At 63.4% G+C, this 19,753-nt stretch carries 24 protein-coding genes; 12 read left to right on the forward strand and 12 right to left on the reverse strand.

Annotation, left to right across the window (positions count from 1 at the left end):
* Positions 1-799: serine hydroxymethyltransferase (glyA, locus tag Q7T45_RS17975; protein ID WP_304872366.1), on the reverse strand; the 799-nt coding region annotated here is incomplete at its 3' end.
* 362 nt (positions 800-1,161) lie between these two features.
* Here glyA and Q7T45_RS17980 point away from each other — a divergent pair.
* On the forward strand, positions 1,162-1,419 hold the full coding sequence (locus Q7T45_RS17980) for a BrnT family toxin (protein ID WP_304872367.1): 258 nt from the start codon (positions 1,162-1,164) through the stop codon (positions 1,417-1,419).
* Entirely contained in the window at positions 1,406-1,702 is a 297-nt protein-coding gene (locus tag Q7T45_RS17985; protein WP_304872368.1) for a BrnA antitoxin family protein, read from the forward strand. Before Q7T45_RS17980 ends, Q7T45_RS17985 begins: the two co-directional genes overlap by 14 nt.
* A gap of 32 nt (positions 1,703-1,734) precedes the next feature.
* On the opposite strand, the gene Q7T45_RS17990 is transcribed toward Q7T45_RS17985, so the two are convergent.
* From Q7T45_RS17990 to Q7T45_RS18015, 6 genes are all read right to left on the reverse strand, one after another.
* The gene (locus Q7T45_RS17990; RefSeq protein WP_304872369.1) at positions 1,735-2,361 is read right to left on the reverse strand and encodes a glutathione S-transferase family protein; all 627 of its coding nucleotides are present in this window, start codon (positions 2,359-2,361) and stop codon (positions 1,735-1,737) included.
* Positions 2,362-2,456: 95 nt separating this feature from the next.
* The gene (locus tag Q7T45_RS17995) at positions 2,457-2,678 is read right to left on the reverse strand and encodes a hypothetical protein (protein ID WP_304872370.1); all 222 of its coding nucleotides are present in this window, start codon (positions 2,676-2,678) and stop codon (positions 2,457-2,459) included.
* Between the two features lie 20 nt (positions 2,679-2,698).
* On the reverse strand, positions 2,699-2,923 hold the full coding sequence (locus Q7T45_RS18000) for a hypothetical protein (protein ID WP_304872371.1): 225 nt from the start codon (positions 2,921-2,923) through the stop codon (positions 2,699-2,701).
* Between the two features lie 220 nt (positions 2,924-3,143).
* Complete coding sequence (gene ldtR, locus Q7T45_RS18005) at positions 3,144-3,659, reverse strand: transcriptional regulator LdtR (RefSeq protein ID WP_304872372.1); 516 nt, start codon at positions 3,657-3,659, stop codon at positions 3,144-3,146.
* 397 nt (positions 3,660-4,056) lie between these two features.
* On the reverse strand, positions 4,057-4,518 hold the full coding sequence (locus Q7T45_RS18010) for a DUF6163 family protein (RefSeq protein WP_304872373.1): 462 nt from the start codon (positions 4,516-4,518) through the stop codon (positions 4,057-4,059).
* Complete coding sequence (locus Q7T45_RS18015) at positions 4,511-4,651, reverse strand: hypothetical protein (RefSeq protein ID WP_304872375.1); 141 nt, start codon at positions 4,649-4,651, stop codon at positions 4,511-4,513. The genes Q7T45_RS18010 and Q7T45_RS18015 overlap by 8 nt, the downstream gene beginning before the upstream one ends.
* Positions 4,652-4,707: 56 nt before the next feature.
* Here Q7T45_RS18015 and hemB point away from each other — a divergent pair, with 56 nt between their 5' ends.
* The 3 genes from hemB (at position 4,708) to Q7T45_RS18030 (ending at position 7,403) form a co-directional block, all read left to right on the forward strand.
* A complete protein-coding gene (gene hemB, locus Q7T45_RS18020) occupies positions 4,708-5,766 on the forward strand; it encodes a porphobilinogen synthase (RefSeq protein WP_304872377.1) in 1,059 nt (352 codons plus the stop codon).
* Positions 5,767-6,001: 235 nt separating this feature from the next.
* On the forward strand, positions 6,002-6,550 hold the full coding sequence (locus tag Q7T45_RS18025; RefSeq protein WP_304872378.1) for an RDD family protein: 549 nt from the start codon (positions 6,002-6,004) through the stop codon (positions 6,548-6,550).
* Positions 6,551-6,626: 76 nt separating this feature from the next.
* Positions 6,627-7,403 carry an arginyltransferase gene (locus Q7T45_RS18030; protein ID WP_304742453.1) on the forward strand — a complete coding sequence of 259 codons (777 nt, stop codon included), beginning with the start codon at positions 6,627-6,629 and terminating at the stop codon, positions 7,401-7,403.
* A 75-nt stretch (positions 7,404-7,478) separates the two neighbouring features.
* Here the strand turns inward: Q7T45_RS18030 and Q7T45_RS18035 are convergent, their stop codons facing one another.
* The 3 genes from Q7T45_RS18035 to Q7T45_RS18045 all read right to left on the reverse strand — a co-directional run bounded on the left by Q7T45_RS18035 (position 7,479) and on the right by Q7T45_RS18045 (position 10,193).
* Positions 7,479-8,009, reverse strand: a complete 531-nt coding sequence (locus tag Q7T45_RS18035; RefSeq protein ID WP_304872379.1) for a VOC family protein — start codon at positions 8,007-8,009, stop codon at positions 7,479-7,481.
* 33 nt (positions 8,010-8,042) lie between these two features.
* Positions 8,043-8,603 (reverse strand): carboxymuconolactone decarboxylase family protein, encoded by a 561-nt coding sequence (locus Q7T45_RS18040; protein ID WP_304872380.1) that lies wholly within the window; start codon positions 8,601-8,603, stop codon positions 8,043-8,045.
* A 207-nt stretch (positions 8,604-8,810) separates the two neighbouring features.
* A complete protein-coding gene (locus tag Q7T45_RS18045) occupies positions 8,811-10,193 on the reverse strand; it encodes an Nramp family divalent metal transporter (protein ID WP_304872381.1) in 1,383 nt (460 codons plus the stop codon).
* 141 nt (positions 10,194-10,334) lie between these two features.
* Between Q7T45_RS18045 and Q7T45_RS18050 the strand changes: the two genes are divergently transcribed.
* Together Q7T45_RS18050 and Q7T45_RS18055 are read left to right on the forward strand one after the other, a co-directional pair.
* On the forward strand, positions 10,335-11,582 hold the full coding sequence (locus Q7T45_RS18050) for an MFS transporter (protein WP_370691310.1): 1,248 nt from the start codon (positions 10,335-10,337) through the stop codon (positions 11,580-11,582).
* A gap of 118 nt (positions 11,583-11,700) precedes the next feature.
* The gene (locus Q7T45_RS18055) at positions 11,701-12,915 is read left to right on the forward strand and encodes a multidrug effflux MFS transporter (RefSeq protein ID WP_304872382.1); all 1,215 of its coding nucleotides are present in this window, start codon (positions 11,701-11,703) and stop codon (positions 12,913-12,915) included.
* Here Q7T45_RS18055 and arsC read toward each other — a convergent pair.
* Together arsC and arsB are read right to left on the reverse strand one after the other, a co-directional pair.
* The gene (arsC, locus tag Q7T45_RS18060; protein ID WP_304872384.1) at positions 12,912-13,313 is read right to left on the reverse strand and encodes an arsenate reductase (glutaredoxin); all 402 of its coding nucleotides are present in this window, start codon (positions 13,311-13,313) and stop codon (positions 12,912-12,914) included. The genes Q7T45_RS18055 and arsC overlap by 4 nt on opposite strands.
* Complete coding sequence (gene arsB, locus Q7T45_RS18065; protein WP_304872386.1) at positions 13,310-14,365, reverse strand: ACR3 family arsenite efflux transporter; 1,056 nt, start codon at positions 14,363-14,365, stop codon at positions 13,310-13,312. Before arsB ends, arsC begins: the two co-directional genes overlap by 4 nt.
* A 221-nt stretch (positions 14,366-14,586) precedes the next feature.
* Here arsB and Q7T45_RS18070 point away from each other — a divergent pair, with 221 nt between their 5' ends.
* From Q7T45_RS18070 to Q7T45_RS18090, 5 genes are all read left to right on the forward strand, one after another.
* Positions 14,587-15,489 (forward strand): helix-turn-helix domain-containing protein, encoded by a 903-nt coding sequence (locus tag Q7T45_RS18070; RefSeq protein ID WP_304872388.1) that lies wholly within the window; start codon positions 14,587-14,589, stop codon positions 15,487-15,489.
* A 10-nt stretch (positions 15,490-15,499) separates the two neighbouring features.
* Positions 15,500-16,543 carry an ArsJ-associated glyceraldehyde-3-phosphate dehydrogenase gene (locus Q7T45_RS18075; protein WP_304872389.1) on the forward strand — a complete coding sequence of 348 codons (1,044 nt, stop codon included), beginning with the start codon at positions 15,500-15,502 and terminating at the stop codon, positions 16,541-16,543.
* A gap of 4 nt (positions 16,544-16,547) precedes the next feature.
* Positions 16,548-17,774, forward strand: a complete 1,227-nt coding sequence (gene arsJ, locus Q7T45_RS18080; protein WP_304872391.1) for an organoarsenical effux MFS transporter ArsJ — start codon at positions 16,548-16,550, stop codon at positions 17,772-17,774.
* Positions 17,775-17,855: 81 nt separating this feature from the next.
* Positions 17,856-18,173 carry a helix-turn-helix transcriptional regulator gene (locus Q7T45_RS18085; protein ID WP_304872393.1) on the forward strand — a complete coding sequence of 106 codons (318 nt, stop codon included), beginning with the start codon at positions 17,856-17,858 and terminating at the stop codon, positions 18,171-18,173.
* 49 nt (positions 18,174-18,222) lie between these two features.
* Complete coding sequence (locus tag Q7T45_RS18090) at positions 18,223-19,587, forward strand: NAD(P)-binding domain-containing protein (protein WP_304872394.1); 1,365 nt, start codon at positions 18,223-18,225, stop codon at positions 19,585-19,587.
* Positions 19,588-19,753 lie beyond the last annotated feature (166 nt).

Raw genomic sequence — 19,753 nt, forward strand, 5'->3', positions numbered from 1 at the left:
AGTTCAGCTTCTTGGCCAGCGCCTCGTCATTGCACAGGATCAGGCCGCCGCGCGGTCCGCGCAGCGACTTATGCGTGGTCGTGGTGGTGACATGGGCGTGCGGCACCGGCGAGGCATGCGCGCCGCCGGCCACGAGGCCGGCGAAATGCGCCATGTCGACCATCAGGTAGGCGCCGATCGAGTCGGCGATCTCGCGAAAACGCTTGAAATCCCAGGCCCGCGAATAGGCTGAGCCGCCGGCGATGATCAGTTTGGGCCGCACTTCCTCGGCCTGTTTTGCCACGGCATCCATGTCGATGATCTGGTCCTCGCGCCGCACCGTGTAGTGCGAGGCCTTGAACCATTTGCCGGACATGTTGACGGGCGAGCCATGGGTGAGATGGCCGCCGGCGGCGAGGTCGAGGCCCATAAAGGTGTCGCCGGGCTGCAGCAGCGCCAAAAACACCGCCTGGTTCATCTGGCTGCCGGAATTCGGCTGCACATTGGCAAAGCCGGCGCCGAACAGTTTCTTGGCCCGCTCGATCGCCAGCGTCTCGGCGACGTCGACCCATTCGCAGCCGCCATAATAGCGATTGCCCGGATAGCCCTCGGCATCTTTGTTGGTCATCACCGAGCCCTGCGCTTCGAGCACCGCGCGGCTGACGATGTTTTCCGAGGCAATCAGCTCGATCTCATGACGCTGGCGACCGAGTTCGCCCTTGATCGCGGCGGCGATCTCGGGATCAGCCTGCTCGAGGGTGGCGGTAAAGAACGAGTCGGGCGCGGAAGGGGTCTTGACGCTGCTGGCAGAAGAGCTCATCGGCGAAATATCTCCACCGCCGCAACCTGTTAGCTGAGGTGCGGCCGGTCACGTGTGGCGATCGAAAGCGGCGCTGGCGGGATACCATATCAGGCGGCGGCGGCCAAGCGGTTGCGGTACATGGCTGATATTTATGCAAGATATGGTGGGGGATGGGGTCCGGTTACCCCGGTTCGAACCGACGGTTGCCTTGGGCTCCCCGGAAGGACCCAATACGGGGGCTTTGGCGAAGTGAGCCGACGAAGGCCTTCCTGTCTGCGCTGTGAGATGTCTCATGCCTCACAACACCCGTCGCTTCAGACTTATTTACGTACACTTTTATTGTTGATAGGCAGCCCTTTTTCGTGTACGAATAATACCTCATGAAAATTATTTGGGACCAACCGAAGCGCATTGCGAACATCGCCAAGCACGGCTTGGATTTCGCCGCATTGACGGAAGAGTTCTTCGCTGATGCACTCGTCATCTCGGCCAAGCACGGTCGTTACCTTGCAATCGGCAAGGACGTGAATGGTGTCATTTCCGTCGTGTTCGTAACCCTCGGTCTTGAGGGGATTTCGGTAGTCTCAATGCGTCCCGCTTCGAGAAAAGAAAGAAAACTCTACAATGCCCAAAGCTAAAACCAGCCGAACCAAGACCGGCTACACCAAAGCGGACATGGAAGCCGTTTCTGATAACCCGGAATGGACGAAGGAGGATTTCGCCCGGGCAAAGCCATTTAGCGAGGTGTTCCCCGAGTTGCATGCCAGCATCAAGCGATCGCGTGGTCGTCCGAAGGTCGATAATCCGAAAGAGGCCGTTACCCTTCGCTTGCCGCCGGACGTCGTTGAAAAATTCAAGGCGGCCGCCGGCGACGAATGGCGCGCCAGGATGGCAAAAACACTGAAACAGGCGAAGGTTTAGTTCGCGCACGGCAGCGCGGCGTTCATGCCCCCTTACTTCGCAAACCTGTACGCCCCGCCCTTCTCGACCGAGCGCTGGAATGCCGGCCGGGCATGCATCCGCGTCAGCCATGCCGCCAGGTTCGGATACGGCGCGAGCTTCTCGAACACTTTGGCCATTTCGCCGACAAAGCTCATCTGGATGTCCGCGCCGGTCAGCGACGTCCCGACAAAGAATTTCTTGCCCTTCAGCGCGCCATCGACATAGCCGAGATGGTTTTTCAACTCGCTGTCGATCCGCGGATGCAAGGGGGCGCCGGCCTCCTTCAGCCTGCCGACATAGAGGTTCAGCATCAGCGGCAGCATCGCGGAGCCCTCGGAATAATGCAGCCACTCCATATAGGCCTCGAAGTCGGCGCTATCAGGCGTCGGCATCATCGCGCCCTTCCCGTAGGTCCGAATGATGTAGTCGACGATCGCGCCCGACTCCGCGATGGTGATGCCGCCATCGGTGATGACGGGCGACTTGCCGAGCGGATGCACCGCGGTCAATTCCGGCGGCGCCAGCCGCGTGGTGGCGTCGCGCTGATAGCGCTTGATCTCATAGGGCGTGCCGAGCTCCTCCAGCAGCCACAGGATCCGTTGCGAGCGGGAGTCATTGAGGTGATGCAGGGTGAGCATGGGTTTCCTCAGGGTGATTATTGCCCCAAGGTGTATCGGCTCCGCGCGATGTCAGCAACGCATACAGACGCCTGCCGCCGCAATGCGCTCTTCCCTTACAGCCCCGTAAATCCCGCCTTCACCGGATCGCTGGAGCCGTCGAGTTCGCGCAAGTACGTCAGCCCGCACACCGTCAGCCGGTGCGTATCCTTCTCGCCGGCTTCCATCAGCGTCGTGAGATAGTCCGTCACCTTGGCGCGCGCTTCGGCGCTGGCGGCGGCGGAGCGGTTCACCAGCAGATCGTAGGTCATCATGATGCGGTCGATGGCGGGTTCCATGCAATCCTCGGGGGTTACGATCAAACCAGTTCGCTGGCTTCGAATTTTACGATCGCCTTGTTGGCAAGGCGAAGCCGGTTGAATTCGCCACGCTGGAACATCTGTACGATGATCTCCAGCAGCCGGTCGTTGGTGGCGAGCGTATCCGGGATGGCACCGCTACGGCGCAGATAGTTGGCGGCGATGGCATAGGCATCGCCAACCACCTCGACATTCATCACCTGCAATCCGCGCTCGACCAGCATGGCTCGTTCTCCGATATGGAGAGACAAGCCCCGTCGGGAGCAAAAGTTCCATTTCAGGAAACCTGCGTGGGAACTTGCGCCGCCCGGCCCCAAAAACCTCTGTAAAAACAAAACGCACCGGTCCGGGTGTCCGGGCCGATGCGCTTGGGGAAGTCTTTGATCCAGTTGCCGCCGGTCTTTTGAGACGCCGGCTTGGCCTGATCTCGCAGTCGAATAAGTCTCAGAGCCGATACAGGATCTGGTCGGTCCAGAACCGCTCGAGCCGGTGCAGCGACTTGTTCAGGGTCGCGAATTCCTCGTTCGAGATGCCGCCGACCTGCTCCACCGTCTTGACGTGCTTCTGATAGAGCGCGTCGACGATCTTGCGGATTTCCTGGCCCTGCGGCGTGAGGCGGATGCGAACCGAGCGGCGATCAACGCGCGAACGCTGATGATCGAGGAAGCCGAGTTCGACCAGCTTCTTCAGGTTGTAGGAGACGTTGGAGCCGAGGTAGTAACCGCGCGTGCGCAGCTCGCCCGCAGTCAGTTCCTTGTCGCCGATGTTGTAGAGCAAGAGCGCCTGCACCGAGTTGATGTCGGCGCGGCCGCGGCGATCGAATTCATCCTTGATGACGTCGAGCAGCCGGCGATGCAGCCGCTCCACCAAAGTCAATGCTTCGAGATAGAGCGGCTGCACCGGAGCCTGGCCCGGAGCGCGTTCGGTGGTTTCGGCCACCGTTGCAACGGCTTTCATCATGACACTTCCCCTGCTGTCGTTTTTATCGACTTATTCGACGAAACTTGTGTCCCGCCTGATAGCTTCAACTTAAGGGGCCGGTTTGAAGATCCGCTTAAATAAGACAATAAAGAGATCATGAATTTAAGACAGTGAATCGCGGATTAAGCCCGCTAATAAAGGGCTTTTCGCAACCTTTCGATAACGGTGGAAGGCCTCTGTTCACGCTTCGTTGGCGCGTTCTGTCGCATATGGGAACAGGACCGTTCAAATTCGAAACGACTGCGTAACAGGTGTGACCGCAGCGTTAGGGTGACTCAAAAGTTACCGCGAAAATTCCCGAAAATTTTAGATGATGGCGCGCCTTTTTTTGCACGCCTCGCGAATTTACTCTCAATCACCAGGGTGATCGTTCGCGCTATGGCGGCCGTTCGCGCGCGGCCATCCACGCCAGCGCGAGATAGGCCGCCAGCATCAGGGCTTCCAGCGCCACCACCGTCAGGCTGCCGCCGTAGATTCCCGGAAACATCAGCTCGATCACCGCCATCGACACCACGGTGGTCAGCCACACCACGGCACCCCACGGCGTCGCCAGCCACAGTCCGACCGCGGCGACCAGTTCGATCACGGCGAAATAAACCGTGGCGGTCTGCCACGCCATCGGCTGGTTTTCGAACGCCTCTTCCTCGCCGCCGATGAAGCCGGTGACTTGGGCCCAGTGATAGAGCCCCTTGGCCACCGAGACGACGGCCATGATGCGCAGGAAGAACACCAGCCGCCGGGTCCACACATTGTCGTCGGATTCGATTCGCTCCGACGAGATCGCCGCCACCGACATCGCATTGTCGCGCGGCTGGTCGCGCGATGGGGTTTCAGACATGCGGCTGGCTGTTCTTGATCGGGGAAATCGACTTCATCGTCGATTCATGGCCCCTCGGCGCGGCAAAATCAATCCGCCTGGCGATGCCGCCGGCCGATTTGCGGCAGGTCAAGATGCCAATGACGCCCGCCATGCAAGATGTTAGGATTGGAATAAGTCCAGTCTGCCGCCTTCAGGAGTGACCAAATCATGGCGATCAAATTCGGCCGTCCGATCGAAATGCGCGACGCGCCGCGGCGGGAAACCACCCTCGCCCACTCGCTCGACCTCGTGGTTCGCCCGCGCCGCAACCGCAAGGCGGAATGGGCGCGGCGGTTGGTGCGGGAAAACGTGCTGACCGCGGATGACCTGATCTGGCCGCTGTTCGTGGTCGACGGCCACAACAAGCGCTCGGCCGTCGCCTCGATGCCCGGCGTCGACCGGCTCAGCGTCGATCAGGCGGTGCGTGACGCCGAGCGCGCCATGAAGCTGAACATCCCCTGCATCGCGCTGTTCCCCTACACCGAGCCTTCCCTGCGCGACGAGCACGGCTCCGAAGCGCTGAATTCAGGCAATCTGGTTTGCCAGTCGGTGCGCGCGATCAAGAAGGAATTCCCTGATCTCGGCGTGCTCTGCGACGTCGCGCTCGATCCCTACACCAGCCACGGCCATGACGGCCTGATCCAGGACGGCCGCATCCTCAACGACGATACCGTGGCGGTGCTGGTGCGCCAGGCGCTGGTGCAGGCCGAGGCCGGCTGCGACATCATCGCGCCTTCCGACATGATGGACGGCCGGGTCGGCGCCATCCGCGAGGGGCTCGACGACGCCGGCTTCCTCGACGTCCAGATCATGGCCTATGCGGCGAAGTATGCTTCCGCCTTCTACGGCCCGTTCCGCGACGCCGTCGGTTCGGCGAAGACGCTGACCGGCGACAAGCGCACCTACCAGATGGACTCGGCCAATTCCGACGAGGCGCTGCGCGAGGTCGAACTCGACATCGCCGAGGGCGCCGACATGGTGATGGTGAAGCCGGGAATGCCCTATCTCGACATCGTGCGTCGGGTGAAGGACACCTTCGCGATGCCGACCTTCGTCTACCAGGTGTCCGGCGAATACGCGATGATCGCCGCCGCCGCCAATAATGGCTGGATCGACGGCGAGCGGGCGATGATGGAGAGCCTGCTCGGCTTCAAGCGCGCTGGCGCCGACGGGATTTTGACCTACTTCGCGCCACAGGCGGCGGAGAAGCTGAAGGCGGAAGGGTAAGGTCCCTCACCTCGTCGTCCCGGCCGCCGAGCCGGGACCCATACCGCGTGATCCATCGATTCGGAAAGCTGTTCGACGACGTCGTGTAAACGCTACCGCCGGTGGCTATGGGTCCCGGCTCGGAGGCCGGGACGACGGATGTGAATATTGCCGTTTCTTAATGCGCGCCGGGATCTTGCGTGCGCGCCGCTAGTTCCCATGTCCTGCACGGGAATGCACGGTCTGGAGGACGGACATGTCTTACGATGGTTCTGGAAGTGGCAACGACGCCTGGCGCAGCGGCGGCGGGGTGCAGCCCCATGCCTTCGATCCCCTGACGCAGCCGGAATTGTTTCGCGGCGTGCTGACGCGGCGGGTGTTCGCGTTCCTGATCGACCTCGTGGTGCTGACGGTCCCGGTGGTCCTGGGCTACCTGTTCATCGCGGTGTTCGGCGTCATCACCCTGGGGCTCGGCTGGATGCTGTTCTGGCTGGCCTGGCCGGCCACCGTGGTCTGGGCGATCGTTTATTACGGCGCTTCGATCGGCGGGCCGTATTCGGCCACCTTGGGCATGCGCGTGATGGATCTGGAACTGCGCACCTGGTACGGCGCGCCCGGTTACTTCGTGCTCGGCGCCATGCATGCGGTGCTGTTCTGGGTGTCGATCTCGTTCCTGACCCCGCTGGTGCTGCTGGTCGGCCTGTTCAACGGCCGGAGGCGGCTGCTGCACGACATCGTGCTGGGCACCGTGGTCATCAACAGCTCGGTTCGGACCCAGATCGCGCAGCCCGCGCGGACGTTTTGACCCAGTAAATTGATTGACCGTCGGCCTCCGCGGCGCGATGCTCTGTCCTGCTGCTTCGGAGGCCTGACGACTCAACGTGACCCAGCACTCGCGTGACACCCCGCAATTCTACCTGACCGCGCCCTCGCCCTGCCCCTATCTGCCGGGCCGGCACGAACGCAAGGTGTTCACGCATCTGGTCGGCGACAAGGCGGGCGATCTCAACGATCTGCTCACCCATGGCGGGTTCCGGCGCAGCCAGTCGATCGCCTATCGCCCGGCCTGCGACCAGTGCCGCGCCTGCGTGTCGATCCGCGTCATCGCCAACGAATTCCGCCTCTCGCGCAATTTCCGCAAGATCATGGCCCGCAACGCCGACATCACGGGCGAACAGCGCAGCGCGGTGCCGACCTCCGAGCAATATTCGGTATTTCGCGCCTATCTCGACGCGCGGCATCGCCATGGTGGCATGGCCGACATGACCGTGCTCGACTACGCCATGATGGTGGAGGACAGCCACGTCGAAACCCGCATCATCGAATACCGCAAGCGCGGCGTCGATACCGGCATCACCGGCCGTGGCCAGGAACTGGTGGCGGTAGCACTGACCGACGTGCTCAGCGACGGGCTGTCGATGGTGTATTCGTTCTTCGAACCATCGGAGGAAAGCCGCTCGCTCGGCACCTTCATGATCCTCGACCACCTCGCCCGCGCCCGCCGGCAAGGGTTGCCTTACGTCTATCTCGGCTACTGGATCGAAGGCTCCAAGAAGATGGACTACAAGGGCCGCTTCCTGCCGCAGCAGCGCCTCGCCCCCTCCGGCTGGCTGCGCATCGACGCGTCAGGGGAAGTGTTGTCGGAGCCGCAGGATTAGGTGGCGAATAGGGAGTAGCGAATAGCGAATAGAAACCCTCCATTCGCTACTCGCCATTCGCCATTCGCGTGTTCTTCAGCTCTCGATCACCCGCACCGGATCGCTGCCGTCCCAGTTCGCGGCGGCTTTACGGACATGGCCGAAGAAGCGGCCCTTGCCGCCGCTGATGTCGGAGATCTCGATCACGGTGCCGGCATGCCCCGCGCTCTCGAAATAGGCGAACCGCCCCTGCGCCCCGCCGATCTGGCCCTCATGGCCGACGACGAAACCCGCTGCGATGGCGCGGTCGTAGAGCGCCTGATAGTCGTTGCTCCAGTACGACATGTGCTGCATGCCCTCGCCGTGATCCCTGAGATGATCGAGATACATCGACGGCGCGTCGTTGCGCTGCTGGATCAGTTCGATCTGCAGGTCGCCGGAATTGGCCAGCGCGATGCTCATCTCGACCGCTGAATCCACCCCGCGATAGCGAAACCAGTCGGTCTTGACCCTGGGGATGTAGAAGAACGGGCCGACGCGCATCACCTCGGTCCAGAACTTCATCGCCTTCTCGATGTCACGAACGACATAGCCGTTCTGGCAGACCTTGCCGAATAACAGGCTCATAAAATGCTTCCGTTACTATACTCTCGCATCCGCTCAGGCGCTCCGCGGCTTGCCGCCGTCATAGACCCGCATGCCGGCAGCGGGATCGAGATCGGTCTCGGTCGCCTCGGTCAGGCGCGCCATCATCATGTAGAACCCGATGGCGACGATGGTCTCGACGGTTTCCTGTTCGCTGAAATGCTGGCGCATTCCTGCAAAGACCGGCTCCGGCACCCGAACATTTTCGGCGACCTCGCGGCCAAAGGCGAGCAGCGCGCGCTCTGCCGCGTTGAAGGCGACATCGCCGTAATCGCGGCGCTCCAGCGCATCGATCTGGGGCTGCGTGACGCCGACGCCGAGCGCGATCGGCACATGCTGGCGCCACTCATAGGCGCCGCCTTCCAGCTGCGCGACCTGCAGGATCAGCAGTTCACGATTGACCGCGCTGAGCTTCTGCTTGTGCAGGATGGAATTGCCGAGCCGCATCGCCGGGATCATGTTGGCTTCGGCGTGCGCCATCATGCGAAAGATGTTCAGCTTCACCGGCATCCTGTCGAAGGATGCGCGGATGTCTCCGGTGGTGGTCTCCGGGTCAATCAGCGGCAGTCTTGCCACGCGTGCCTCCCCTGGCTTTTTTGGTTTCTTCTCCGAGACAGCGTAGCCCGGCAAAGCAGCGTCGTCACCCGTGGCTTTGTAGCCCGGATGGAGCCTACGGGTCGCGCGAATGCGCGCCCGATGGCGTAATCCGGGAATCTTCGATTGCGGTACGAGCGGCCCCGGATTTCGCAAGAGCTCCATCCGGGCTACGGGTTCAGTCTACCCTCACCCGAAAAACGTCTCGAACAGCAGCTTCAGGTTCAGGATCACGATGATGCCGGCGACGATCCACGCCACCGCCGCGACCGGGAGCGAGATCGCGAACTTGCCCATCTTGCGCCGGTCGGACACGAACCGCACCAGCGGAATCACGGCGAAAGGCAGCTGCATCGACAGGATGACCTGGCTGAACACCAGCAGCTGGCCGGTACCGCGCTCGCCATAGAGCGCGGTGACGATGACGACCGGGACGATGGCGATGCCGCGGGTCACAAGCCGCCGCGCCCAGTTCGGCAGGCGCAGGTGCAGAAAACCTTCCATCACGATCTGGCCGGCCAGCGTCGCCGTCACGGTGGAGTTGAGGCCGGAGGCCAGCAGCGCCACCGCGAACAGCGTCGAGGCGATCGACAGGCCCAGCAGCGGCGACAACAGCTCGTGGGCCTGGCCGATTTCGGCGACGTCGGCATGGCCGCTGGTGTGGAAGGTGGCGGCGGCGACGATCAGGATCGCGGCATTGATGAACAGCGCCATCATCAGCGCAATGGTGGAGTCCGCCGTCGCCCATTTGATCGCGTCGCGGCGGCCTTCGTCCGATCGTTCGTAGGCGCGGGTCTGCACGATCGAGGAATGCAGATAGAGATTATGCGGCATCACCGTCGCGCCGATGATGCCGATGGCGATGTAGAGCATCTCGGGATTGGTGAAGATCTCGGTGGACGGCACAAAACCCTTCAGCATCGCGGCTACCGGTGGTGCTGCGGCGGTGATCTGGATCGCGAAGCAAACCGCGATCACGATCAGAAGCGCGATGACGAAAGCCTCGAGGAAGCGAAAGCCCTTGTTCATCAACAGCAGCAGCAGGAACGCGTCGAGCGCCGTGATCAGCGCGCCGCCGAGCAAGGGAATGCCGAACAGCAATTTCAGCGCGATCGCGGTGCCGATGACTTCGGCGAGATCGCAGGCGATGATCGCCGCCTCGCAAGCCAGCCAGAGCATGAAGTTAACCGGCCGGGAATAGGTGGCGCGGCAGGCCTGCGCGAGGTCGCGATCGGTGACGATGCCGAGCCTGGCGGCCAGCGCCTGCAGCAGGATCGCCATCAGGTTCGAGATCAGGATGACCGACAGCAGCGTGTAGCCAAACTTCGACCCGCCCGCGAGGTCGGTCGCCCAGTTGCCCGGATCCATATAGCCGACCGAGACCAGATAGCCGGGACCGGCAAAGGCCAGCAGCTTGCGCCACCAATGGCCGCCCAACGGGACCGCGACGCTGCCGTACACCTCGGGCAGGCTCTTCTGGATGCCGGCTGCGGCATCAGCACGCCAGCCAGTGCCATCCTTCTGGGCTTCTGTCGGGGAATCAGCGGGCAAAACGGGGATTTTGGCGTCCATCGCAACAAGATGTGCGTGCCGGCAGTTTAATACAACTCATTAGCTGCTTCCAGTCGATCCCGTCTGCTGTCGGGAAACGGGTGGATTGGCCGTCCTGGGGGCCAGACGATGGCAGTGACCGATTTGCCAGGGAACCACGCCATGACTGCGATCCATCACACGCCGCGCCTGCCGCCGACCTTCAACCGGCTGGCCTGGTCCAATCTCGCCGCGCAATCGGCCGAGCAGATCGCGCTGGCGGCGGCTCCGATCGTTGCCGTCATCATGCTCGGGGTCGGCGAAGGCCAGACCGGGTTGCTGCAGACCGCGCTGACGCTGCCATTCATCCTGTTCGCGATCCCCGCCGGCCTGCTCGCCGACCGCATCCCGCGGCGCCGGCTGATGGCGGGCTCCGAAGGTCTTCGCGCGGGAGCGTTGGCCGCAATTCTCGCGCTGATCTGGCTCGATTGGCTGTCGCTGCCTTTGCTCGCTCTGCTCGGCTTCGTCGCGGTATGCGGCACCGTCGCCTACAGCGTGGCGACGCCCGCGCTGGTGCCGTCGCTGGTGGCGCCTGACCTGTTACCTGCGGCCAACGCGCGGATCGAGCTGGCGCGCACCGTGGCGTTCGCCAGCGGCCCGGCGCTGGGCGGTGTGCTGGTGGGATGGACGGGTGCTGCCCCCGCCTTCGGGGTCGCCGCGGCGCTCTCCGTGATCGCGGTGGTGCTGCTGTCGGGCATCTACGAGCCGGCCCGTCAGCCTGTGCCGCGCCGCCATCCGCTGCAGGAGATCAGGGAAGGCGCCGCATTCGTGCTGCATCATCCGTTGCTGCGGCCGGTGTTCATCACCCAGTTCATCTTCAACACCGCGTCGTTCCTGCTGCTGGCGGTGTTCGTGCCCTATGCGGTGCGCCGGCTCGGACTATCGGCGACCGGCGTCGGCATCACGCTCGGGATGTACGGCGTCGGCATGGTATTCGGTGCGCTCTTGGCGACGCGGGTGATGCGCCGCCTCGCCTTCGGCACCGTGATCGGCCTCGGACCGGTCACCGGCTTTGTTGCCGCCTGCGTGATGGCGCTCACCACCATCATCCCGTCGCCATGGCTGGCGGGTCTCAGCTTCTTCCTGCTCGGCGCCGGCCCGATCCTGTGGGTGATCTCGACCGCCACGCTGCGGCAATCGGTGACGCCGCCACGGCTGCTGGGACGCGTGTCCGCGATCAACATCCTGAGTTATGGCGCCCGACCGGTCGGTTCCGCGCTCGGCGCCCTCGTCGGCGGATTTTACGGCGCCGAGATTTGTCTCTACCTCGCCGTCGCGATCTTCGGCGCCCAGGCGCTGGTGATCCTGCTGTCGCCGGCTGTGTCGCTGGCGCGGCAGCCGGACATGGTCGGCGACGCCGCGAAGGCATAGCGGGCCTGCTGAAGCTTCGCCCCTTTGTCTCCCTCTTTTCGCATCCCTGCCCCGCCCATTTCCGGTTTCCCAACCCGTTTTATATGATATACATCATGTAATCTAAGCGGGAACTCCGATGGCCGACCAGACCGTAGCAATCGACGCAACTCCCCGCCCCGAGGTCTCTTCGACCTTCCTGCAGATCGCAGTTCTCGCCGCGCTGTCGGCGACCGGGACGCTGGCCACCAACATCCTGCTGCCGTCGCTGCCGCAGATGGCGGCGTCGCTGCTTGTGTCGACCGCCGAGGTGACGGCGTCGATCACCGTGTTCCTCGCGGTATTCGCGCTCGGCCAGCTCGCGGTCGGGCCGATCTCCGATCGTTACGGCAGGCGTTGGCCGGTGCTGACAGGTTTTGCCGTATTCATCGCCGGCAGCATCTGGTGCGGGGTCGCCACCGACCTTCCGAACCTGCTGATCGGCCGCGTCATCCAGGCTGCCGGCGCCTGCGCGACCTCGGTACTGTCGCGCGCCATCGCCCGCGACTTGTTCACTGGCGCAGCACTCGGCCGCGCCATGGCGCTGATCATGATCGCGATGGCCGCGGCGCCCGGCTTTTCGCCGTTGCTCGGCGGCGCGCTCGATCACGCGTTCGGCTGGCGTTCGGAATTCGTCTTTGTCGGAGTGTTCGCCGTGATCGCGGCGATTGCCTATGCCGTGGTGCTCGGCGAGACCCACCATGCGACGCGGACGCCGCTCAATCCGCTGGCGATTGCCAAAAACTATCTTGGCCTGATCGCCGACCGCCGCTTCCTCGTCCCGGCCGCGACCGTCAGCCTGATCATGGGCGGACTGTTCGCGATATTTTCGGCCGCACCTCGCGTACTGATCGAGGGCATGGGCTTCACCCCGATCGAGCTCGGCCTGTTCTTCGCCGGCACCGTGCTGATCGTGTTCGCCGCCGGCATGCTGGCAACCAGACTGGCGCCGCGGCTCGGGCTCGACCGCGCCATTCAGATCGGGCTCGTGCTCGCGGCCACCGGCAGCGTCGCCATCCTGCTGGTGTCGTTGTTCAACGCCGCCTTCCTGCCGTTCCTCGCCAGCCTGTGCGTGTTCCTGCTCGGCATGGGCATCGTCAATCCGCTCGGCACCGCGCAGGCGCTTTCGCCGTTCGGCGAAAAAGCCGGTGCCGCCTCGGCACTGGTCGGCTTCTGGCAGATGATGAGTGCCGCGATCGCGGTCTGGCTCGCCGCCACGGTGTCGCATCAGGCGATGTTCGCGCTCGGCGGCGTGCTGACGGTGGCGTCTCTAGTGGCGGTCGGGCTCTACACGATGCGCGTACGAGCGCGCTAGCGCTTGGTGACAACCTCGCCGTCTTCCTTCACGAACGAGGCGACGGGACGATTGAGCAATTCCAGCACCGCTTCCGACGGCCGGCACAGTTTTGTACCCTTCGGCGTCACCACGATCGGCCGGTTGATCAGGATCGGATGCGCCAGCATGAAATCGATCAGCTCGTCATCGCTCCATTTGGGATCGGCGAGCCCGAGCTCCGCATAGGGCTCACCTTTTTCGCGAAGCAACGCACGGGTCGAGATTCCCATCGCCTTGATCAGCTCCTGCAGCCGCGCGCGATCGAGCGGATGCTTCAGATACTCGATCACCTCGGGCGCCTCGCCGCTTTGCCGGATCATCGCCAGCGTGTTGCGCGAGACGCTGCAAGCCGGGTTGTGATAGATCGTCACGCTCATGTCCGTGCTTCCTTGCTGACTGCGGCGGCGCCGGCGCCGGCCTCGTACCAGCCCCGTGAAGCTTTCACCAGATAGACCACCGACAACATCACGGGCACCTCGACCAGCACGCCGACCACGGTGGCCAGCGCCGCGCCGGAGTTGAGGCCGAACAGGCTGATGGCGGCGGCGACGGCGAGTTCGAAGAAATTGCTGGCGCCGATCAGCGCCGCCGGCGCGGCGACACACCATGCCACGCCAAAACGCCGGCTCAACCAATAGGCCAGCCCCGCATTGAGATAGACCTGGATCAGGATCGGCACCGCCAGCAGCACGATCACCAGGGGCTGGGCGATGATCTGTTCGCCCTGGAAGCCGAACAGCAGCACCAGCGTGGTCAGCAGCGCGACCAGCGACACCGGTTGCAATACGTGCTGGGTTTTCTGCAACGCCGCCGGGCCGCTGGCCAGCAGCGCGCGCCGCCATAGCTGCGCGATGATGACGGGCACGACGATATAGAGCACCACCGAGATCAGCAGCGTGGCCCAGGGCACCGCGATCGAGGCAACGCCGAGCAGCAGTCCGACCAGCGGCGCGAAGGCAAACACCATGATGACGTCGTTGAGCGCAACCTGACTCAGCGTGTAATGCGGCTCGCCCTCGCACAGGTTCGACCAGACGAACACCATGGCGGTGCAAGGCGCTGCCGCCAGCAGAATGAGGCCTGCGATGTAGGACGGAATTTGTTCCGGTGGCAGCAGCGGCGCGAACAGATGGCCGATGAACAGCGAGCCCAACAGCGCCATCGAGAACGGCTTTACCGCCCAGTTGATGAACAGGGTGACGCCGACGCCTCGCCAGTGCTCGCGCACCTGGCCGAGCGCGCCGAAGTCGATCTTCAGCAGCATCGGGATGATCATCAGCCAGACCAGCCCGGCCACCGGGAGATTGACCCGCGCGACCTCGGCGCCGGCAATGGTGGCAAATGCACCGGGCAGCAGATGCCCGAGTGCCACCCCCGCAACGATGCAGAGCGCGACCCACAGCGAGAGATACCGTTCGAACAGATTCATGGTGGTTCCGACCTCCCGGGCATGAGTCGTGGAGCCCTTTCCCACCCCTTATCGGCCGCATCAAACAAGGTTGTGAATAGTGGAAATCTGCGGAGCCCTCCATAATATGTCTTGATATCTCGACAAATGGAATTAATATTCTTTCGAAATTGGTAGCATTCTAGCGCCTTTTACTCCATTTCGTCATTTATATGTCGTCCAATACATCCAGAGATATCGACATGAATTCAACATCCTCACGTTCCAGCGCAATGGACGGAAGTCATCGAGAAGCGATTGCCATCCACGGCTTTGGATCGCTGGCGCAGCCGACCCGCCTCGCGGCGGTTCGGCATCTGCTGGCGGTCCATCCGCAAAGCCTGCCTGCCGGCGAGATCGCGCGGCTTTGCGAGGTGCCGCACAACACGATGTCGACCCACCTCGGCATTCTCAGCCGGGCGGGTTTGATTTCGGCCGAGAAAGACGGCCGCTCGATCAACTATCGGGCCGACGTCGCCGGCTTTCGAGGCCTGCTCCAATTCCTGTCGCAGGACTGCTGCCGCGGGCGTCCGGAACTGTGCGGGGACGCGTTCGACCTGCCATCGCAAATCATCGCCACGGAACCGACGGAGAAGTGCATGACACCCGCGTTCAATGTCCTGTTCCTGTGCACGCAGAATTCCGCCCGCTCGATCATCGCCGAAGCCCTGCTCGAGAAGATCGGCCGCGGCCGCTTCCGGGCCTATTCCGCCGGATCGAATCCCGCCAGGGAGCCGGTTCCGGAAGTCATCGAGCGGCTGACGGCCCTCGGCCACGACGTGTCGCACCTGCACTCCAAATCATGGGACGAATTCAGGGGACCTGATGCTCCCCGCATGGATTTCATCATCGCGCTCTGCGACGCGCCCAATAACCAGTTCTGTCCGGATCTCGGTACCCAGTTCGTTACCGGGGCCTGGCCCCTGCCCGACCCCGCACAATTCACGGGATCTCCGACCGAGCGCACCACGCTTCTGAATGAACTCTACGCGATGATCCGGCGCCGGATCGAGATCTTCACCAGCCTGCCGTTCGACTCGCTGGACCGCATGGCGGTCAAGGCCCGCCTCGACGAGATCGGCGACACCACGCGCGTATCGCCTTGAAGGAATTGATATGAAGGTTGGCATCAATGGCATGGGCCGCATCGGCAGGCTCGCGTTGCGCGCTGCGCTCGGCGGCATACATCGCCCCGAGAGCGATCCTCGCGCCGGCAACCGGCTGGAGGTCGTCCATATCAACGAGCTGAAAGGCGGCATCGCAGCGACCGCACATCTGCTGGAATTCGACAGCCTTCACGGACGCTGGCACGCGCCCGTTGCGGTCGATTCCGACAACGTCGTGGCGATCGGCAAGCAGCGCATCGGCTTCAGCGAACAAGCCAGTCCCGGCGATATTGCATGGGGCGATCTCGGCTGCGACGTCGTGCTGGAATGCACCGGAAAATTCCTGAAGCCGGATCAACTGCAGGCCTATTTTGACCGGGGCGTCAAACGGGTGATCGTGGCTGCTCCCGTCAAGCACGAGGCCGCCCTCAACATCGTCGTCGGCGTCAACGACCAGCTCTACGATCCCGCCCGGCATCGGCTGCTAACGGCGGCGTCCTGCACGACGAACTGTCTGGCGCCGGTCGTCAAGGTCATCCATGACGCCATCGGAATCCGGCACGGACAGATCACGACGATCCATAACCCGACCAACACCAATGTCGTCGTCGACGCCCCGCACAAGGACCTTCGCCGCGCAAGGTCGGCCATGCTTTCGATGCAGCCCACCACGACCGGGAGTGCGACCGCCATCGCGCTGATCTATCCGGAACTCAAGGGCAAGTTGAACGGTCACGCCGTGCGGGTGCCGGTGCTGAACGCCAGCCTGACGGATTGCGTCTTCGAACTGAAACGTCCGACTACGGTCGATGAGGTCAATCAGCTGTTCAAATCCGCCTCGGAAGGCGTGTTGGCGGGCATCCTGGGTCTGGAGGCGCGGGCCCTGGTGTCGGCCGACTACAACAACGACCCGCGCAGTTCGATCGTCGATGCCCTCAGCACCATGGTGACCGACGAGACATTGCTGAAGGTCTACGCCTGGTACGACAACGAGGTCGGATACGCCTGCCGGATGGTCGATCTCGCCAACATCGTCGAACGCGCGGGCGTCTAGTTCCATGGTCCGAAACTACCTCATCGTCACGGCGTCTTACTGGGGCTTCACGCTGGTCGATGGCGCCTTGCGGATGCTCGTCCTGTTCCACTTTTTCCGGCTCGGATATACGCCGTTCACGCTGGCCTTCCTGTTTCTGCTTTATGAGGCGGCCGGAATCGGCGCCAACCTCGCCGGCGGCTATTTCGCATCGCGCTTCGGCATTCCCCGCATGCTCGCGGTCGGCCAGATGCTGCAGATCGCCGGCTTGCTGATGCTGTCCGCACTCGATCCCGGCTGGGGGGCCGCGGCATCGGTCGCGTGGGTTGTGATCGCCCAGGGCATCGCCGGCGTCGCCAAGGATTTGACCAAGACCGCTTCCAAATCCGCGATCAAGGCGACATCGGCCGAAGGCAGCGGACAATTATTCAAATGGGTCGCATGGTTCACCGGCTCAAAGAACGCGATGAAGGGCGTCGGGTTCTTCATCGGCGGCCTGTTGCTCGACCTCGCCGGATTCACTTTTGCGCTGTGGATGATGGCCGCGCTGCTCGGCGTGATCTTCGTCGCGGGGCTGCTTCTGTTGCCCTCGCAGCTCGGCAAGGCCAAGTCCTCGAAGACCATCCGTGAATTGTTCGGCAAGTCGCGCGGCGTGAACCTGCTCGCCGCCGCGCGCATCTTCATGTTCGGCGCGCGCGATGTCTGGTTCGTGGTCGGGCTGCCTGTGTTTCTCTACGCCAATGGCTGGCGCTTCCTCGAAGTCGGCGGATTTCTCGCGGCCTGGACGATCGCCTATGGCGGTGTGCAGGCCATCGCTCCCCTGCTCGTCAGCCGCAGCCCGGACGGCCTCAGCCGCGAGGTGCCGGCCGCCCGCCTCTGGGCCGGGATGCTCGCCGCCGTACCGATCGCGCTGGCCGTCATCATGCAGACCACCGGTGTCAGCCGCCCGGATATCGTCCTGGTCATCGGGCTGGCACTGTTCGGTTTGCCGTTCGCGGTGAACTCCTCGCTGCACTCCTATTTGATACTGGCTTATGCCGGATCCGAAAAAGCCGCCGAAGACGTCGGATTTTACTACGCCGCGAACGCCGCCGGACGGCTGCTGGGAATTACGCTTTCAGGCGTTCTCTACCAGTTCGCCGGCATCACGGGATGCCTGGCGGGTTCGGCGGTGATGTTGCTGCTGTGCTGGCTGATCACGTTCCTGCTGCCAAGCAGGGAAGCTCTGTCTCCCGCTCAAGCGCGCCCATGAGCTGGGCGGCAACCAACCTAGTATTTCGATAATACTAGAAATATGGTTGACGGCGATCGCCGCGTCTGAAATACTGCCGGCATGAAACTCGATGACGCCGCCGCACATCTGGAAGCCCTCGGCAATCCGACCCGGCTGAAAATCTACCGCGCGCTGGTTCGCGCCGGGGATGCCGGCATGCCGGTCGGGCGACTGCAGGACAAATTGAAGATCGCGCCCTCCACCCTCTCCCATCACATCAAGACGCTGATGGTGGTCGGCCTGATCAGTCAGGTGCGGGAGGCAACGACGCTGGTCTGTCATGCCAACTACGATGTGATGCGCGATCTCGTGGGCTTTCTGGTCGCCGAATGCTGCACCGGTGTCGCCGAATGCTCAGACGCAAAGTCGGCCGCGTAGTTTCTTGCGGCGCTTTATTTCGATACTTCTAGTTTGACAGGAGAACAGGATGAACCAGCCCAGGAGCGTCGCGATCATCGGAGCCGGCCCGGTCGGGCTCGCCGCAGCCGCGCATGTGCTGGAGCGCGGACTGACGCCGATCGTGCTGGAAGCCGGCGACAGCGTCGGACATTCGGTGCGGCAATGGGGCCATGTGCAGCTGTTCTCGCCGTGGGAATACAATGTCGACCGCGCCGCGGCACGGCTGCTCGCCTCGACCGGCTGGAATTCTCCCGAGCCCGATCAGTATCCGACCGGCGCCGAGCTGGTGGAGCGCTATCTCGCACCACTCGCGGCCAAGACGGCGCTGGCGAGCCACATCCATACCTCGAGCCGCGTCACCGATATCAGCCGCGTCGGCTTCGACAAGCTCAAGAGCAAGGGTCGCGAAGCCGCCCCTTTCGAGCTGCGATATCAGAACGGGCAAGGCCCCAAGAGCGTGCGCGCTGATGCGGTGATCGATGCGTCCGGCACCTGGCATTCGCCCAATCCGGCCGGCGCCAACGGCTTGCGCGCCGTCGGCGAGACGCAGGCGGCGGACCGCATCGCCTATGGGATGCCTGATGTGCTGGGCAAGGACCGCGCACGCTATGCCGGCAAGACTGTCGCGGTGCTCGGCGCCGGGCATTCGGCGATCGGTACGCTGACTGATCTCGCGCGGCTCGCGACCGAGGCGCCGGAAACCAGGCCGGTCTGGCTGCTGCGCGGCAACGATCCCGCCAAGGCTTTTGGCGGTGGCGCCAACGACAAGCTCGCCGCCCGCGGCGAACTCGGTGTAGCTTTCGCCGCGCTGGTCGCGGCGGGCCGGATCACCGTCGAGAGCGAATTCCGGGTTTCGCATCTCGCAGCCAGCGGCCCTCGCCTCACCGTCGCCACTGGCGCAAGCAGTTGCTGCCGTCAGGTGGTCGTGGACCAGCTGATCGTGGCCACGGGATTCCGGCCGGATCTGGATTTCGTGCGCGAACTGCGCATCCAGCTCGATCCGGCGATCGAATGCCCTGTTGAGCTGGCGCCGCTGATCGATCCCAACGAGCACAGCTGCGGCACGGTGCGGCCGCACGGCGCGCGCGAACTGGCGCAGGCCGAACCCGGCTTCTATTTCGCTGGCATGAAGTCCTACGGACGCGCGCCGACCTTCCTGATGCTGACCGGCTACGAACAGGTCCGCTCGATATCAGCCGAACTCGCCGGCGACCATGAAGCCGCGGCGCGCGTCGAACTGGTGCTGCCGGAAACCGGCGTCTGCAGCCGCGCGGATGCGCCCGGCGCAAGCCAGTGCTGCGGCGGACCGGCACCATCGGCTGTTGACGCCTGCTGCGTCGACGACGCAAATGCCAGGCAACAAGGAAAGACCGGATGCGGCTGCGGCTCCTGAACACTTCTCCCTCTCCCCGCTTGCGGGGAGAGGGTTGGGGTGAGGGGGATTCTCCGCGAGTCTGGTGCCAATTGAGAGAGCTGTACCCCCTCACCCGGATCACATCTGCGATGTGATCCGACCTCTCCCCGCAAGCGGGGAGAGGTGAGAATGGAGGAAACCAGAT

Origin of the sequence: Bradyrhizobium sp., from assembly GCF_030646015.1 — a bacterium.
In the GTDB taxonomy this organism is placed as follows: domain Bacteria; phylum Pseudomonadota; class Alphaproteobacteria; order Rhizobiales; family Xanthobacteraceae; genus Bradyrhizobium.

Excerpts from the sequence above, each read along its gene's own strand:
- Q7T45_RS17980 (WP_304872367.1), top strand. The coding sequence starts at position 1,162 with ATGAAAATTATTTGGGACCAACCGAAGCGCATTGCGAACATCGCCAAG.
- Q7T45_RS17985 (WP_304872368.1), top strand. The coding sequence starts at position 1,406 with ATGCCCAAAGCTAAAACCAGCCGAACCAAGACCGGCTACACCAAAGCG.
- Q7T45_RS17990 (WP_304872369.1), bottom strand. The coding sequence starts at position 2,361 with ATGCTCACCCTGCATCACCTCAATGACTCCCGCTCGCAACGGATCCTG.
- Q7T45_RS17995 (WP_304872370.1), bottom strand. The coding sequence starts at position 2,678 with ATGGAACCCGCCATCGACCGCATCATGATGACCTACGATCTGCTGGTG.
- Q7T45_RS18000 (WP_304872371.1), bottom strand. The coding sequence starts at position 2,923 with ATGCTGGTCGAGCGCGGATTGCAGGTGATGAATGTCGAGGTGGTTGGC.
- ldtR (WP_304872372.1), bottom strand. The coding sequence starts at position 3,659 with ATGATGAAAGCCGTTGCAACGGTGGCCGAAACCACCGAACGCGCTCCG.
- Q7T45_RS18010 (WP_304872373.1), bottom strand. The coding sequence starts at position 4,518 with ATGTCTGAAACCCCATCGCGCGACCAGCCGCGCGACAATGCGATGTCG.
- Q7T45_RS18015 (WP_304872375.1), bottom strand. The coding sequence starts at position 4,651 with ATGGCGGGCGTCATTGGCATCTTGACCTGCCGCAAATCGGCCGGCGGC.
- hemB (WP_304872377.1), top strand. The coding sequence starts at position 4,708 with ATGGCGATCAAATTCGGCCGTCCGATCGAAATGCGCGACGCGCCGCGG.
- Q7T45_RS18025 (WP_304872378.1), top strand. The coding sequence starts at position 6,002 with ATGTCTTACGATGGTTCTGGAAGTGGCAACGACGCCTGGCGCAGCGGC.
- Q7T45_RS18035 (WP_304872379.1), bottom strand. The coding sequence starts at position 8,009 with ATGAGCCTGTTATTCGGCAAGGTCTGCCAGAACGGCTATGTCGTTCGT.
- Q7T45_RS18045 (WP_304872381.1), bottom strand. The coding sequence starts at position 10,193 with ATGGACGCCAAAATCCCCGTTTTGCCCGCTGATTCCCCGACAGAAGCC.
- Q7T45_RS18050 (WP_370691310.1), top strand. The coding sequence starts at position 10,335 with ATGACTGCGATCCATCACACGCCGCGCCTGCCGCCGACCTTCAACCGG.
- Q7T45_RS18055 (WP_304872382.1), top strand. The coding sequence starts at position 11,701 with ATGGCCGACCAGACCGTAGCAATCGACGCAACTCCCCGCCCCGAGGTC.
- arsC (WP_304872384.1), bottom strand. The coding sequence starts at position 13,313 with ATGAGCGTGACGATCTATCACAACCCGGCTTGCAGCGTCTCGCGCAAC.
- arsB (WP_304872386.1), bottom strand. The coding sequence starts at position 14,365 with ATGAATCTGTTCGAACGGTATCTCTCGCTGTGGGTCGCGCTCTGCATC.
- Q7T45_RS18070 (WP_304872388.1), top strand. The coding sequence starts at position 14,587 with ATGAATTCAACATCCTCACGTTCCAGCGCAATGGACGGAAGTCATCGA.
- Q7T45_RS18075 (WP_304872389.1), top strand. The coding sequence starts at position 15,500 with ATGAAGGTTGGCATCAATGGCATGGGCCGCATCGGCAGGCTCGCGTTG.
- arsJ (WP_304872391.1), top strand. The coding sequence starts at position 16,548 with ATGGTCCGAAACTACCTCATCGTCACGGCGTCTTACTGGGGCTTCACG.
- Q7T45_RS18085 (WP_304872393.1), top strand. The coding sequence starts at position 17,856 with ATGAAACTCGATGACGCCGCCGCACATCTGGAAGCCCTCGGCAATCCG.
- Q7T45_RS18090 (WP_304872394.1), top strand. The coding sequence starts at position 18,223 with ATGAACCAGCCCAGGAGCGTCGCGATCATCGGAGCCGGCCCGGTCGGG.